This window comes from Collinsella aerofaciens (assembly GCF_028209625.1).
GTDB classification, from domain to species: Bacteria; Actinomycetota; Coriobacteriia; order Coriobacteriales; family Coriobacteriaceae; genus Collinsella; species Collinsella aerofaciens_AM.
Window position 1 is genome coordinate 22,068 of the sequence record NZ_JAQLDU010000018.1, and the last position, 15,449, is coordinate 37,516.

The following is a 15,449-nucleotide window of genomic DNA, read 5'->3' on the forward strand; positions in this document are numbered from 1 at the left end:
AAATGCTGGGCCGGCAGAACCATCGTTACTGCGCCTCGACGACCTTTTTCCAGTCGGCCTCAAACGAAGCGAGGCCCTGGTCGGTCAGCGGGTGATGCAGGCACTTCTTAAGAGCGGCCATGGGGACGGTCGCAATATCGGCACCGAGCAGCGCTGCCTGGGTCACGTGATTGGGCGTGCGGACGGATGCGGTGATGATCTCGACGGTATCGTCCACGTTCTTGCCGGTCCAGTCATAGTTCTTGATGCAGGTCACAACGTTGTCGAGCTGTGAAATGCCGTCCTCGGCGATGTCGTCGAAGCGTCCGACAAACGGGCTGATGTAGCGAGCGCCGGCATTAGCGGCCATCAGGGCCTGGGTCGGCGAGAAAACAAGCGTCATGTTGACGCGCACGCCCGCATCAGCCAGGGCGCGGCAGGCGGCGAGGCCGGCCTCGCACACGGGAAGCTTAACCACAATGTTGGGGGCCAGGGCGGCAAGACGCTTGCCCTCCTCGATCATGCCCTCGGCAGTAGTCGCGGTGGACTCGGCGGACACGGGCAGCCCCTCGCAGAGCTCGGCGATCTTGAGCATGTGAGGCTCAAAGTCTGCAAGCTTGCCACCGGTCTTGGCATACAGGGACGGGTTGGTGGTGACGCCGGCAAGACAACCCCAGCTCTTGGCCTCGGCGATCTCGTCAAGGTTGGCGGTATCGATAAAGAACTTCATGGTGCAAACTCCTTCGGAGGAATCCAAAACTCAAAAAATAGGACAAAGGGGATGTCCCTTTGTCCTATGTGCCGGGCCTGCAGCTGGGACATGCCCCAGGCCCGGCGTCGTGTAGGAAAAGCTACTTAGAGAGCCTTCTCGATGCGGCTCGTGACGCCCTTGAGGTTAAGACCGACGACGTACTGCTTGATCGGGCGCTTGATGTGCTCGATCACAAAGCGCTTGCCGTCGATGTCCTGGGCAGCGAGGTTGCGATAGAGCTTCTCGACCTGATCCTTGACCTCGGGATCGTTAAAGGCGTAGTGGCCGGATACATCCAGAATCTTCAGGCTGAGCTCGTCGTCGGCCAGAATGTCGTCAACCTGCAGGTTGACATCGTCGCCGGTCATCCACTTGCGCCAGCGCTCGGTCTTGATAGCCTTGACCAGCAGCGTGTGATACAGGTCGGAGGGATCGTCGCACAGGCCGTTGTCGACCAGAATCCGCTCGGTAGCGCAGAGCTTGAGGTAAGCGCGGGTCTCCTCGGTGCCGTACTGGGGAGCGACATTGGAAGCGGTCACGTGAGCCGGAATGTGCTCGAGCAGCGTCGCGTCATCCAGGTAGTCGGCGTTGTGCTCCTTCAGGCCCACGCCATAGCGCTTGGCCATGTCGGCGAGCTCGCGGGCGTTCTTAAAGTTATAGTGACCGACCTGCTCGGTCCAACGGGTGAGCGTACCGGTCTGGCCGACGATAAAGGTGGGCATGGGGCAGCCGCGCTTCTCGAGCTCGGGCTGCAGCGCAGAAATGAACTCCTCGTACTTATCGGTAGAGGTCAAGCCGCCATTGGTCTCCTCGGTACCGACCTCATAGGCGACCTCAGGCAGGTTATGCTCGCGACGGTACTGCTCAAGATAGTCGATAAGGTCGATCGTGCGGCGAAGCACCACGTCGAGCGGAATAACCTTGCCGATCTGATAGGGGTCCTTGGTGGGATCGACCATCAGCAGGTCAAAGCCTGCCTCCATGTCGGCGACGAAGGACTTGCGGGCGAGCTCCATGGCCTCGTCCTCGGGCAGGTGGGCGTTACGCTCCTCGTCGCGCTGCCACGGACCGCCGTGATCGCGGCACAGGTAGTACGGACCGGTGTAGCCCACCTCGTCGGCAACCTTCTTGATGTCGGCGGCAAAGCGTGTCTGGTCCCAACCGTTGACGTAGCCGGCGCCCATCTCGTCCATATCGACCTGGTTGCGGCTGGCGATAAACATGGGCGGGAAGTCCTCGTCCTTGGCAAGCTCGAACACGGCCTGAATCAGGTTGGGGCTCATGGGGCCAATGCCGACCATGGTTGCGTGATCACCGCTATCCTGCAGCTTGAGCATGCCCTGAACGGCCTGGCGGATGGTGAGGTTGGACATTTTGTTCTCCTTCTCCAGAGGATTTTTGACAAAAGTTCCCTGGGACCCAGATGCGGGCCCTATCAGTACGGATGGATTTTGTTGTGTAGGGGCGGTTGTGCGGAGTCAAATCCATCCCTCCGCACAACCGGAGTCCTTAGAGGTTTACTTGGCCTTCTTATCGAGCGCGGGCTTCATAGCAATCAGGATTGCGGCGGCGACCACGGAGCCGATCACGATGTCCAGGCAGAACAGCGCGACGTTGTTGGTAGCAAGGGCGACGATAAAGCCACCGTGCGGGACGTAGCAGTCGATACCCTGGAAGGCGGCGAGCGCCGCACCCACGGCAGAGCCGATGCAGATGCCGGGCAGGGTGTGGCCAAGGTCCTTGACCGCGAAGGGGATAGCACCCTCGGTAATGCCGATGCAGCCCATGAACAGTGCGGAGATACCCATCTGGCGATCGGCGTCATCGAACTTGTTCTTGGCGATGAGCGCAGCGAGACCGCAGGCAATCGGGGGAATGGCGACGGCGACGCGGAACATGCCGTTGGGACCATAGATGCCGGAGGCCATGATGGCCATAGTAAAGGTCGAAGCGGTCTTATTGATGGGACCACCCATATCGAAGGCGGTCATAACGCCAATGACCAGGCCCAAGACGACGGCGGAACCGCCCTGCAGGCTACCGAGCACGCTGGTGAGCCAATCCATCACAAAGCCAAGTGGCGTGGCCAGGATGTAGATGTAGGCCATGCCCAGGACGAGCGAGGTCAGAATCGGGATGATCAGGATCGGCATGATGGTCTGGATGGTGTTGTTGACCTTCCAGGTCTTCATCCAGCGGACAAAGTAACCGCAGATGACAGCCATGATCATGGCGCCCAAGAAGCCAGTCGAAACGCTGTTGCCGCTCGGAGTGACGACGGCGTTGTTGACCAAGTAGCCCAGGACAAAACCGGGGGCGAGCGCGGGCTTGCCGGCCATCGAGTAGGCGATGTATGCCGCAAGCACCGGAATCATCATGGAAATACCGGCCATGCCGATGGTATTAAGGCTCACCATCAACGGGTTGGTGACCTCCATACCGCTAGCACCGGCAGTACCGGATGCCAACGAGAAGGCGAGGAACACGCCACCGATAACGACAATGGGGATAAAATAGGAAACGCCGGTATTGAATGCATTGAGCAGTGTCTTACCCGGATCGGCAAAGATAGACTGCTTGGACGCCGGTGTCGGGGCCTGCGGGGCAGCGGAGACGGCCTTCTTCTCTGCCTTGGCCTCGGCCTTGGGCGCGTCAACGGCACCGCCCGTCGCCTTGATGATCTCAACAGCCTGGTCGATAATCTTGACCGGATCGGCGATCACATCGGAAGTACCGACCTTGAGGAACTTGCCCTCGGCCATCTTCTGCTCAAAACGGTCCTCGTTCTCGACACCCACGTCGACGGACTCCAGGACCAGGTCGGCGGAGTCCACATCTTCCTGCGTGAGCTCATTCTCGATACCCAGGCCACCCTGAGCCTCGACCTTGCACTCGATGCCACGGGCGGCGCATTCATCCTGAATCGCCTTCTGGGCCATATACGTGTGGGCGATACCCACGGTACAGGCGGCAACGCCTACGATCTTCATTGCTTCCCTCTTTTCATAGAGTTGCGTGCGCAAGACACCGTTTGCGGAGGCCTCCGGAGCATCCCCTGCCGTTTGGACTTGCTGTCTTTTCGACAAGACCAATATAGGTGCTCGTTTTTCTTAATGCCAGCTTATTTCGGTAAACGCGCAGGTCAGAGCGTTGGTTATGCGATTTAGTTATGCGTTTAACCAAAAATGAATCCTGCGATTTTGCCCTCGATTTCAAAAGTCAAGAAGTATTTGATTTTCTCGGTAGACGGCAGATGCGCATGCCGGTCACAAATTTCGACCCCACCCATATACCGCATTTGTTGCATACTCATATGAAAGGAAAAGTCGCTCACCAAAGCGCATCCCTCACCAAGACTCAAAGTCATCATGTTGGAAAATGCTCATCTGTCGGAAGGAGTCGCTGTGGCAAAACAGCGCGTTACGATCGCAGACGTCGCTCGAGAGGCGGGAACCTCGACGGCAAGCGTCTCGTATTACCTCAACGACAAACGAGAAAAGCTTAGCGAGAAGACGCAGGCAAAGATTGCGCGCGTCATCAAGGAACTCGGATACGTTCCCAACGCCCAAGCGCAAACGCTCACCGGCAAGCAAACCCACGTCATCGCCATCATCATCTTGGATAACACCAACAAATGGGCGGGCCTCGTCCTCAACGGCATGGAGCAGGTCATGCTCCCCGCGGGCTACCAGACGGTCGTTTGCACGAGCAACTTTAACCCCGAGACCGAGCTCATGTATGTCGACAAAATGCTCTCACTGGGCGTCGATGGTTTTATCATCCAGCCCACGGCAAATTTCAAGGCAGTCCACGACCGCATCAAGCGCGCCGACAAGCCCGTCGTCTTTTTTGACGCGGCCATCTACAGCCCAGGCACCAGCTGGATCAAAACCAACCTCTACGACGGCGTGTACAATGCCACGCAGGCGCTTCTCGACGCCGGCTACGAAGACTTCTTTTCCATCGCCGCCAACATGACCGAAATGCGCACTCGCATGGAACGTTTTCAGGGATATGCCGAGGCATTGGCCGCGAATGGGCAGCTCTACAAAGCCATCCCCATCGATCACAACAAGCCGTCAATCAACGAGCTCACCGAATACTTTAAATACAAGTTCAACCCCGCCAAGCGCACGCTCATCTTCGTACAAAACCAATGGGCGCTTCCCCGTGTCTACAAGGCCCTCCAACCCATGGCCCATCTACTTCCGCAGCAAATAGGTCTTTTGGGACTCAACTGCGAAGACTGGACCAACCTCACCACGCCGACCGTCTCCACGATCATCGAGCCCGTCGACCAGGAAGGCAGGGAGGCGGCCGAGATGCTGCTCGCCTTGCTTGACGGCAGCAGCCAACCCGGCGAGCAGCGCATTCTCGAGTGCAAGCTCAACTGGCTCGACTCCACCTCGATCTAGCCATACGTCAAATATGAAGCAAATGAACCAGTGGCGTTTGTCCCAAATCTTAAGTATTTGTTCGACAGAACGGCCTCTGCCGGCTCCTGCTAGACTAGTAGATTCCCAACCGTCCATCCAGGAGCCCCCATGTTGCGCAAGTCCGCCTACAAGCAAGCACTTTCCATCGGCACCGCCGTGGTGCTGGGGTTTGCGCTGTTTACGGGATCGCTCGATGGGGCGCCCAAGTTGCTGTCGCCGCAAAGTGATGAGCAGGCGGCGGCTCTGGCCGAGAAGCAAAACGAGAGTCCCAGCCGTACCGACGACGAAGCGGACTTGGTCGCCCGGCTCGAATCGGGAACAGCGAGCTCCGAGGACTCCGGCAATGGCTCCGATTCCGTCGCAACCGACACCGGCGACGACGCTTCCGCGGACAGCGTCGCCACCCCCATCGACGAGGTCGAAAACCCCGACCTCAACCGCGCCCGCGGTGTATATCTCAGCAGCATTCCCGACTACGCCGGCAACCCCTACGTTGCCCTTCGCACCGACAGCACGCACCCGCTCGGTACGCCATCATTCACGCTCGACGAATACGAACGAGCTACCGAAGAGGGCTGCTTTAAGAAGTTCTCCAAGCTCGACAGCTTGGGCCGCACCCGCAAAGCGCTCGCCTGTGCGGGTCCCGAGTCGCTCGGTCAAGGCAAGCGCGGGGATATCTCGCGTATCCACCCCGCCGGATGGCACCAGCAGCGCTACGACTTTATTCCGGGCCAGAGCCTCTACAACCGTTGCCACCTCATCGCCTGGTCGCTCTGCGGCGAAAACGCCAATCGCAAGAATCTCCTCACCGGCACGCGCTATCTCAACGAGACGGGCATGCTGCCGTTTGAAGAGCAGGTCCTCGGCTACATCCACGACACGGGCAACCATGTGCTCTACCGCGTCACTCCCATGTACAACGAAGAGGAACTTCTCTGCCGCGGCGTGCGCCTTGAGGCCCAATCGGTCGAGGATCACGGCAAGACGCTGTGTTTCCACGTGTACTGTTATAACCTGCAACCGCATGTGCAGATCGACTACGCCACCGGCCGCAATCAGGCCTCAGGGGACTAGCCCTACCCACGACAAGAACCGATTTGCAATCCCCTAGGGATCAAAAAGGGCCGCTCCGGATCACCCAGAGCGGCCCTTGCATCGACATGCGTGGCACAGACAAAGCCACACGTTACTTAGCTCGGCCCTCCTCATAGCGCTCGACCAGCTTGGCCTGAACGTCATAAGGCACCTGCTCATAGCCTGCAGGCTTCATGGTGAAGTCGCCCGTGCCGCGCGTGATGGAGCGCAGGCGCGTCGAGTAATCCGTCAGCTCGGCCAGCGGCGCCTGGGCAATGACCACGGTGTCTCCGCGCTCATCGGTCTCCATGCCCGTCACGCGACCGCGCGAGGCCGAGATGTCGCCCATCACGGCACCGGCGTAGCTCTCGGGGATCGTCACCGTGATTTCCTCGATGGGCTCCAGCACCACGGGGTCGGCATCGGCACATGCCTTGCGCAGGCCAATGCGAGCCGCCGCGCGGAACGCCATCTCGTTGGAGTCGACGCTGTGATACGAGCCGTCGTACACCGCGACGCGAATGCCCGTGAGCGGATAGCCGGCAATAATACCGTCCTTCATGGTCTCCTGGACGCCCTTGTCCACGGCGGGAATCAGCGAGCGCGGAATGCGACCGCCCACGACCTCGTCCACGAACTCATAGCCGTCGCTCGTGCCGTCGGGCCCAATGAGCGGCTCCACGCGCAGCCAGCAGTCGCCGTACTGACCGGCGCCGCCGGTCTGCTTCTTGTGGCGACCCTGGGCGCTCGCCGTGCGGCGGATGGTCTCGCGATACGGAATGCGGATCGGCACGCTCTTGGCGGCGACCTTGGTGCGGTCCTCCAGACGGTTGAGCAGTACCGAAACCTGTGCCTCACCAACGGCGGAGATAATGGTCTGGCCAGTCTCCTCGTCGCGGTCGATGCTCATGGTCGGGTCTGCCTTGCAGGCCTTCTCGATAAACGTATAGAGCTTCTCCTCGTCGCCGCGATTCTCGGCCTCGATGGCAATGCGGTACTGCGAGTTGGGGAACTTAAACGCCGCAGCCTCGACCTTGCCGGTAATCGAGAGCGTATCGCCCGTCTCGGCAGCCAGCTTGGGCGCCACAATGATGTCGCCGGCATAGGCATGGCCAACCTCGGTCATATCGCGGCCGCACATCACATACAAGTGAGCCAAACGATCGCTCTTGCGGGTACGCGCGTTGACCAACTCAAGACCCGGCTCAAGCGTGCCCGTCAGCACCTTGATAAAGCTGATGCGGCCCTGCTGCGGATCGGCCAGCGTCTTAAACACAAACGCCACCGGACGGTCATCGTCACTCGAAATCTTAAGCGAATCACCGTCGATGAGCGGCATCTCGCCGTAGTCGGTCGGCGCCGGGAAGTACGTGGCGATGTCGTCCATCAGCGAGTTGACGCCCTGCTCCTTAATGCAATCGCCCGCAAAGACCGGCACAAAGATGCGCTCGGCGATCGCCTTAGACAGCAGGCCTTCAAGCTCCTCCTGCGTCAGCGTCTCCTCGCCTTCCAAGTACTTCATCATCAGTTCGTCGTCAGCCTCGGCCACCAGCTCGCACAGATGGTCATGGGCTTCCTCGGCCTGGGCACGATACTCCTCGGGAATCTCCGACTCAACGGCCTCGGCGCCGTTGCAGTGGCGTGCCTTCATGCGCACCAGGTCGATGATGCCGTCAAAGTCCTCGCCCTCGCCCCAGCCCAGGGTCACAGCGCCCAGTCGCGTACCGAAGCGCTCCTGCAGCAGGTCCATCGTGGTCGCAAAGCTGGCCTCGGAGCGCGACAGGCGGTTTACAAACACCGCACGCGCCAGACGCAGGTCCTCGGCGGCATACCAGAGTTTAACCGTTGTAGGCTGCGGGCCGGCCTCGGCGTCGACCACAAACAGAGCCGTCTCGCAGACGCTCATCGCGGCATAGGCGTCGCCGATAAAATCGGGATAGCACGGGGCATCGAGCACGTTGATGCGCGCGCCCTTCCAGTCTATCGGCGCAATGGTCGTCGAGATGGAAAATGCACGCTTGACCTCTTCGGGGTCATAGTCGAGCGTGGGCTTGGTGCCGTCGTGGCCGCCCAGGCGGGCGGTCTTGCCGGAAAGGTGGAGCATGGCCTCGGCGAGTGAAGTCTTGCCCACCCCGCCTTGGCCTACGAGCACCACGTTCCTTACGTTACCGGTCTTGGGAGCACCCATGATGACCTCCTTGCAGGGCCGCGCGCAATGCGCGACGCCAACGGGGAGGGTTCGCGGTCGGTGCCGTCCCAGGAGCAGCATGGTCGGCAGCCGAGCCGACTCACCCTCCAAATGTCCTATGCCACCACCCTACCCTCACGGGCGGCTGTCCATGCATACCTTTCGGCGCACGTATGAATACAGGCGGCGAGAGGAAGAGACAAGCTTGTGAATCGATTATTGAACCCCGTCGACGCAAACAAAAGGCCGCCACAGACCGTAAGACCTGCGGCGGCTTCGCCTCAATTAATAGTTGAGTAAATACCTGAGCCTATCCCTCGATACGGCTCAAGAACTCACGCGTGCGCTGCTCGCGCGGATGGTCGATGACCTGCTCGGCAGGTCCCTCCTCGACAATACGACCGCCGTCCATAAAGACCACGCGGTCGGCAACGTCGCGGGCAAACTGCATCGCGTGTGTCACGATCACCATCGTCATATTCTGCGCGGCCAGATCCTTGATGACGCGCAGAACCTCGGCCGTCAGCTCTGGATCGAGCGCCGAGGTCGGCTCGTCAAAGAACAAGATCTCCGGGTCGAGCGCCAGGGCGCGGGCAATGCTCACACGCTGTTGCTGACCACCCGAAAGCTCACATGGCACCTTGTTCTCGTTGCCTGCAAGCCCCATCTGCGCGATCAGCTCGTGCGCGCGGACCTCCGCCTGCTCGCGCGGGCGCTTGAGCACGCGGACCGGAGCATCGGTGATGTTTTTGATCACGGTATAGTGCGGAAACAGATTGTAGTTCTGGAACACCAAGCCAAACCGCGAGCGCGCCCGCTTGGGCACATCGCCCTTCGCGTATACCGTGCCCGAGCCCGCGTCCGTTGCAACCGCCAGGTCACCAAACGAAAGCGAACCGCCGTCGAGCGTCTCGAGCAGCGTGGCGCAGCGCAACAGCGTAGACTTACCGCCGCCCGAAGGACCGATAATCGCCACGACCTCGCCACGCTTTACCTCGAGCGAGATATCCTTGAGCACCTCATTGCCGCCAAACGCCTTGCGCGCGCTTTCGATTTTCATCACTGAGTTAGTCATGGTAGTAGTCCAGCTTCTTCTCGGCGGCGCCCAGCAGCATCTCGACCACAAAGTTAAAGACCCAGTAGATGAGCGCCGCAATCGCAAACGGCACCATGCTCACCTGCGAGGCAACCAGCGCCTTGGCCGTCGAGAACATCTCGCCCACGCCAATGGCAAATGCCAGCGACGTGTCCTTGACCAGCGTGATAATCTCGTTGCCCATCGCCGGCAAGATGCGCTTAGCGACCTGCGGCATCACAATGTACAAAAACGTCTGCAGGCGCGAGTAACCCAGCACCTCGGCGGCCTCATATTGACCACGCGGAATAGACTGCAGGCCCGAGCGATAGATCTCGGCAAAGTAGCCGGCGTAGTTGATGATGAATGCCACGACGCACGCCGCCCACTTGGAATCGGGCGTGAGCGAGATGCCAAACACGTAGTACGGGGCAAAGTAGATGGCAAACATCTGCAGCATAAGCGGCGTGCCACGCATGACCGAAATGTAGATGCGCGCAATCCAGCGAAGCGGCGCAATCTTGCTCATGCGCATAAACGCCACGGGGATTCCCAGCGGAATCGACCCCAGCAGCGTCAGCACAAACAGCTGCAAACTGACCAAGAATCCCTGGCCAAGCATCTGCATCATGACCTGAATAGACAACCCAAGCCCTCTTTCACAGTAACGGAACAGCGAACCCAATGCTAAAGCGGGTTTTCCAGGTGCCCGAGTTTGCCGTGAAAGAGGAGCGCCGCGTACTAAATGTACGCAAGCGACGGTTTGAACGGCAAAATCGGGTGCCTGGGAAAGCCGCTATTTGAGAACCCAGTTGTCGAAGGACAGACCATAGCTTGCGTACTTATCGCACAGGTCCTTGACCGTGCCGTCCTCATAGAGCGCCTTGAGCGACTCGGTCACGGCATCGGCGGACTTGGTGTCGCCCTTCTTAAAGCCAACGGCGTAGTGCTCGCTGGACAACGGCTTGTCGAGCTGCGTATAGGCATCGGGCTTGGCGGCAAGCTGATACTGAGCGATCGAGAGGTCACAGGCAACGGCATCGACTGCACCACTCTCGAGCTGCATAAACGCCGTGTTGTACTCACCGATGGTATCGAGCGTGGCAAACGTCGCGGCCAGATCCTTCTGGTCGCCCTCGAGCACGTCCTGTGCGGCGGAATCAGTCTGGGTAATCACGGTCTTGCCGGCAAGATCGTCCCAGCTCTTGATACCCGCGTCCTTCTTGACCACGAGCACCTGCTCGTTGAGCATGTAAGACTCGGAGAACGTGTAGTCGTCCTCGCGGCCCTCCATGGTAAAGCCGTTCCAGATGCAGTTGATGGCACCCGAGTTGAGCAGCGTGTCCTTGGCATCCCAGTCGATAGCCTCGTATTTGACCTCCCAGCCTTGCTTATCGGCAACGGCCTTGGCAAGGTCGAGGTCAAAGCCGGTGTACTCGCCATCGTCGCCCACAAAGCCATACGGAGGATAGGACTTGTCAAAGCCCACGACGAGCTTCTTGGACTCCGCGGCACCCTTCACGTCCTTGGCTGCGGCAGAACCAGCAGCGGAGCCCTTATCGGCACCGCCACAGCCAACCAGGCCAAGGCCTAGAACCGTAGCGAGTGAGCCGGCTAGACCAACAAACTGACGACGAGACATATCGGTATTCATGGTATTCCCCCTTGATAGCACTTTAGTTAGGTAAAGTGAATCATGTAACGTTCAGCATCATACACTTTACCTTGATAGAGTACAAGGGAGGGTTTGCCAGACGCGGACGGGGAGCGGCGCATAATTAAGTTTCCTGCTCTACAGTCCTGCGCAAGACGGAAAGCACGCATGGAGCACTAGGTTGGAGCACCCGGCTGGGTGGCGCCCGGCGCGGAGTTTAATTTGCTGCTCTACAGTCCTGCTCACGACGGAGGCCACATTAAGTGGCCTCCTGTTCGTGCGGAACTCGCGACAAATTAAACTCCGCGCCGGGCGCCACCCAGCCGGGAGACAACGTGCCCGGAACCTTAAATAGCCTCCTCTCCAAACGGGCACGTTGAATGCACGGTACAATTGCTTCGGACTTTTCTTTTTCTTTAATAGTGGGGTTAATTCATGGCAGAATCTCGTGCGGAGCGTAGGGCTCGTCGTGCTTTGGTGGAAGCGGCTGAGGGGTCAAAAGAGGAGAAATCCTCTACGAAATCCAAGTCTTCTAAAGCTGCAAAAAGCAAGTCGGCTAAGGGCAAGACTAAGGCCAAGCGTCCCGGCTCTCGTCGGAGCGAGGACAAGGCATCTCAGACTCGCACCAAGCGCCCACATAAAGATTCGGTTTCGCCTGCGCGAAAGGCCGTGGATCCCAAGTCGCCTTGTTCCATCATGCGGGCTTGTGGTGGATGCACGGCGCTCAATCGTCCTTATAAGAAGCAGCTGGCGGCCAAGCAGGCTGCTATGGAAGAGCTGTTTGCTGAGCTCTGCGAGCGCGAGGGTATTGCCGTTGATCCCATTCGCGGTATGGGTGTTACCCTGGGCGACCCGGGTAAATATCCTGCGCCGCGTGGCTTTCGTCATAAGGCTGCCACTCCCTTTGCTCCCGGTAAGGAGGGCGCTGTCCGTTGCGGTTTCTTTGAGCGCGGCACGCACAAGATCGTTGCCGTACCCGAGTGTCCTGTCGAGGCGCCGGGTGCCCGTCAGATTCTCAACGGCATCGCACGCGAAGCTGAGCGGCTGCATATTCCCGCGTTTAATGAGGACAAACATCTTGACTTGCTTCGCTATGCCGTCGTCCGCCGCGGCTGGCGTACCGACCAGGTCATGGTTACGCTCGTGACCGCCCAGCGTGACTTACCGCATGCACAGGAGTTCTTTGAGGCCGTCGCGGCACTCGATCCGCATATCGTCACCGTTGCCCAAAATATCAATGGCCGTCCCGGTAACGCCATCTTGGGTGAGGAGACTTGTATCGTCTATGGCGCCGAGTGCATGCGCGACCAGCTGCTCGGCTGCGAGTTCGACATCTCCCCCACCGCGTTCTACCAGACCAACCCGCAGCAGACCGAACTGCTCTACCGGCTCGCCATCGAAGGCATGGACCTGCGCCAGGGCGATGTGCTTATGGATGCCTACTGCGGCAGCGGCACCATCGGTCTGTGCGCCGCGAAGGATGCCCAGGACAGGGGCGTCGGCATTATGCTGCTCGGCGTGGAGCGCAACCCGGCGGGCATTGCCGACGCACGTCGCAATGCCGAGCTCAACGGCCTTACCCGCAGCGCCTGGTTTATGGCCGACGATGCCACCGACTACATCCTGGACGCCGCCGATAACAACGAGCGCGTCGACGTCCTTTCCATCGACCCGCCGCGCGCCGGCTCCACCCCCGAGTTCCTCGAAGCCGCCTGCGCACTCAAGCCGCGCCGCATCACCTATATCAGCTGCAACCCCGTGACCCAAGAGCGTGACCTGCACCAGCTCCTCGACGGAGGCTATCGCCTGCTCAAGATCACGCCGGTCGACATGTTCCCCCATACCGACCACACCGAGACCGTCGCGGTCCTCGAGCGCCGCTAACCAACACCGGTAGATTTTTGGGACAAGAAGGGGGCGGCCCGTCTGGACCGCCCCCTTTCGTTGGATATATGAGCCCGTTACATGCTCTTGCGCAGGTCACACACGCCGGCTGCCGCCATCTCGCGCAGCAGCGTCTCGCGATCGCGCGTCACGATCAGGTCCAGCGGGAAGTGAATCTCATCGAGCATATTGCGCGCCTGATCGAGCTTGCCAATTGCCATACCAATGTGCGCGTCGGTCGAGACGCCAATCCCCACGCCCAGTTCGGCGCAGCGCTCGGCAATCTTGCGGCAAGCGCCCCAATGCTCGGCATCGGTACCATGCTCAAGACTATGGTTGTTAATCTCGATAATCTTGTGTTTGGCCTTTGCCGCCAACAACACCTCATCGATATCAAAGGAAACACCCGAGCGACCCGTGTGGCCCAGCATAAACACTTTGGGGTGCTCCAGAGCATTGATATACATCTCGGTCGTCTGGGCGAGCGTCGCGCCTTCAGCGAGCTGCGGATTATGCACACTCGCAACCAAATAATCCAAATTGCGCGTAACCAAATCGAACAGCGAATGCTCACGACTATACGAATCGCCGGCAATATCGAGCGAAACGGGAATGTCCTCGCCAAATAGGCTTCCGTCCAGCGAAACGATATCAGCCTCGGCACCACGCAGCACCAGCACGCCGCTCCAAATGCGCGGCCAGATATCCTGGTTGATAAAGAACTGGTAACTGCGCAGGTCATTGGGGCAGGCTGTAACCATAGAGCTCAGATGGTCGGCAGATCCGAGCACCTGCAGACCACGCTCTGCCGCCCAGTACACATTCTCCTCAATGGTCGAATATGCATGCGCAGAGAACATCGTATGAGTATGAATATCACAAGAAAGAAGGTAGGGCATCGGGTCTCCTTATCCAGTGTGGCCGTCGCGTATATTCATTGTACGCATAGCTTTCGGCAGTCGTAAAACTGCTTCATCCCAATCACACAACGGCATAGACAACGGGGTCTGGCTTAAAACCAAACCCCGTTTCACGTAAAACATTGTAAGCAGAGCGCTTTACTTTCGACGATATTCGTCGGCCAGCTGCTTCCAGGCAGGCAGCGAGTTGACGATTGTCTCATAGCTCACGCAGTAGCCCAGGCGGAACCAGCCCGGCATGCCAAAGCTATCCGAAGGCACCGCGAGCAGCTCGTACTTCTTCGCGCGCTCGCAAAATGCATTTGCATCGGGCTCGAGCGCCTTCACCCACAGGTAGAAAGCACCGTCCGGCTCAACATAGGTGTAGCCGTACTCCGCCAATGCATCGGTGAGCGCCGTGCGGTTGCGTGCATAGGCCTCAACGTCACTCGGCTCATCGATGCAATCGATAATCACGCGCTGGAAGAGCGCCGGTGCGCACACAAAGCCCAGCGTACGGGCGGCACCCGCAACAGCCGGCATCAGACGCGCCGCCTGCGGGTTGGTGTTGGGAACCAAAATCCAGCCCACGCGCTCGCCCGGCAGCGACAGCGACTTGGAGTACGAATAGCACACGATGGTGTGCTCGTAGATCGAAGGCACCCAAGGCACCTCGGCGCCATAGACAATCTCGCGATACGGCTCATCCGAGATAAGCATGATCGGGTTCTCGGGATCGCGCTTGGCGTTGACCTCGCGCAGAACATTGGCCAGTCGCGTCAGCGTGTCGCGCGTATACACGGCACCGGTCGGGTTGTTTGGCGAGTCGATAATGACGGCCGCCGTTTTATCGGTAATCGCCTTGAGCACATTACCCACGCTCAGCTGGAACGTGTCTTCATTGGCGGGCACCTCGACACACGTACAGCCGGCCTTCTCAATCCACACGCGATACTCCGGGAAGTACGGGGCGATAACAATGACCTCATCGCCCGGATTGGTAACGGCATTGAGTGTGCAGGTGAGCGAAGCCGCCGCGCCCACGGTCGTAAAGACATCCTTGCCCTCATAGCTCGTGCCGAAACGGCGATTGAGCGACTCAGCCACGGCGGTACGGCACTGCGGCAAACCCGGTGCAGGCGTGTATCCATGCAGCTGGTCGCTCGGCAGCTCCAAGGCCTTCTTAATGGACTCAGCCACAGCAGCGGGCGCCGGAACACTCGGGTTGCCCAGCGAAAAATCGAATACGTTCTCCGCACCGATCTGCGCCTTGCGTTCAAGGCCATAGCTAAAGATCTCACGGATGATGGGGCTTTCCGCACCGCGAGCATACATAGTTTCGTTGATCATCTGTTCCCCTTTCGCATAGGCGGTATTGTACGCTTTAGCTGAGCAAAGTGCCGCAGCAATGTTGATTGGGGACAGACTTAAATTGAACTGCGTCCCGAATCTTGGCCTTCTTTATTAGAAGCGAACACTAGGACGCTTTCAATAGCCGTTTCCGAAACT

12 protein-coding genes are annotated in these 15,449 nt (G+C 59.3%); 3 read left to right on the forward strand and 9 right to left on the reverse strand.

What is annotated here, in order from left to right:
- Nucleotides 1–25: 25 nt before the first annotated feature.
- From fsa to PMW70_RS08670, 3 genes are all read right to left on the reverse strand, one after another.
- Nucleotides 26–709, reverse strand: coding sequence for a fructose-6-phosphate aldolase (gene fsa / locus PMW70_RS08660; protein ID WP_117757862.1), 684 nt, complete (start codon nucleotides 707–709; stop codon nucleotides 26–28).
- A 125-nt stretch (nucleotides 710–834) separates the two neighbouring features.
- Nucleotides 835–2,103, reverse strand: coding sequence for a class II D-tagatose-bisphosphate aldolase non-catalytic subunit (locus tag PMW70_RS08665; protein WP_271744608.1), 1,269 nt, complete (start codon nucleotides 2,101–2,103; stop codon nucleotides 835–837).
- A gap of 144 nt (nucleotides 2,104–2,247) precedes the next feature.
- The gene (locus PMW70_RS08670; protein WP_271744609.1) at nucleotides 2,248–3,720 is read right to left on the reverse strand and encodes a PTS fructose transporter subunit IIC; all 1,473 of its coding nucleotides are present in this window, start codon (nucleotides 3,718–3,720) and stop codon (nucleotides 2,248–2,250) included.
- Nucleotides 3,721–4,134: 414 nt separating this feature from the next.
- Between PMW70_RS08670 and PMW70_RS08675 the strand changes: the two genes are divergently transcribed.
- Together PMW70_RS08675 and PMW70_RS08680 are read left to right on the forward strand one after the other, a co-directional pair.
- Nucleotides 4,135–5,145 (forward strand): LacI family DNA-binding transcriptional regulator, encoded by a 1,011-nt coding sequence (locus PMW70_RS08675; protein WP_233502874.1) that lies wholly within the window; start codon nucleotides 4,135–4,137, stop codon nucleotides 5,143–5,145.
- 129 nt (nucleotides 5,146–5,274) lie between these two features.
- The gene (locus PMW70_RS08680; RefSeq protein ID WP_118376815.1) at nucleotides 5,275–6,240 is read left to right on the forward strand and encodes a DNA/RNA non-specific endonuclease; all 966 of its coding nucleotides are present in this window, start codon (nucleotides 5,275–5,277) and stop codon (nucleotides 6,238–6,240) included.
- A 112-nt stretch (nucleotides 6,241–6,352) separates the two neighbouring features.
- Here PMW70_RS08680 and PMW70_RS08685 read toward each other — a convergent pair whose 3' ends face one another.
- From PMW70_RS08685 to PMW70_RS08700, 4 genes are all read right to left on the reverse strand, one after another.
- On the reverse strand, nucleotides 6,353–8,428 hold the full coding sequence (locus PMW70_RS08685) for an elongation factor G (protein WP_271744610.1): 2,076 nt from the start codon (nucleotides 8,426–8,428) through the stop codon (nucleotides 6,353–6,355).
- A 310-nt stretch (nucleotides 8,429–8,738) separates the two neighbouring features.
- Nucleotides 8,739–9,503 (reverse strand): amino acid ABC transporter ATP-binding protein, encoded by a 765-nt coding sequence (locus PMW70_RS08690; protein ID WP_271744611.1) that lies wholly within the window; start codon nucleotides 9,501–9,503, stop codon nucleotides 8,739–8,741.
- Nucleotides 9,496–10,149 (reverse strand): amino acid ABC transporter permease, encoded by a 654-nt coding sequence (locus tag PMW70_RS08695; RefSeq protein ID WP_416378079.1) that lies wholly within the window; start codon nucleotides 10,147–10,149, stop codon nucleotides 9,496–9,498. The genes PMW70_RS08690 and PMW70_RS08695 overlap by 8 nt, the downstream gene beginning before the upstream one ends.
- A 150-nt stretch (nucleotides 10,150–10,299) precedes the next feature.
- Complete coding sequence (locus tag PMW70_RS08700) at nucleotides 10,300–11,157, reverse strand: transporter substrate-binding domain-containing protein (RefSeq protein WP_271744612.1); 858 nt, start codon at nucleotides 11,155–11,157, stop codon at nucleotides 10,300–10,302.
- Between the two features lie 435 nt (nucleotides 11,158–11,592).
- Between PMW70_RS08700 and rlmD the strand changes: the two genes are divergently transcribed.
- Nucleotides 11,593–13,041, forward strand: coding sequence for a 23S rRNA (uracil(1939)-C(5))-methyltransferase RlmD (rlmD, locus tag PMW70_RS08705; protein WP_271744613.1), 1,449 nt, complete (start codon nucleotides 11,593–11,595; stop codon nucleotides 13,039–13,041).
- A gap of 77 nt (nucleotides 13,042–13,118) precedes the next feature.
- Here the strand turns inward: rlmD and PMW70_RS08710 are convergent, their stop codons facing one another.
- Together PMW70_RS08710 and PMW70_RS08715 are read right to left on the reverse strand one after the other, a co-directional pair.
- The gene (locus tag PMW70_RS08710; protein WP_271744614.1) at nucleotides 13,119–13,940 is read right to left on the reverse strand and encodes a PHP domain-containing protein; all 822 of its coding nucleotides are present in this window, start codon (nucleotides 13,938–13,940) and stop codon (nucleotides 13,119–13,121) included.
- Nucleotides 13,941–14,099: 159 nt separating this feature from the next.
- Nucleotides 14,100–15,290 (reverse strand): pyridoxal phosphate-dependent aminotransferase, encoded by a 1,191-nt coding sequence (locus PMW70_RS08715; RefSeq protein ID WP_271744615.1) that lies wholly within the window; start codon nucleotides 15,288–15,290, stop codon nucleotides 14,100–14,102.
- Between the last annotated feature and the right edge of the window lie 159 nt (nucleotides 15,291–15,449).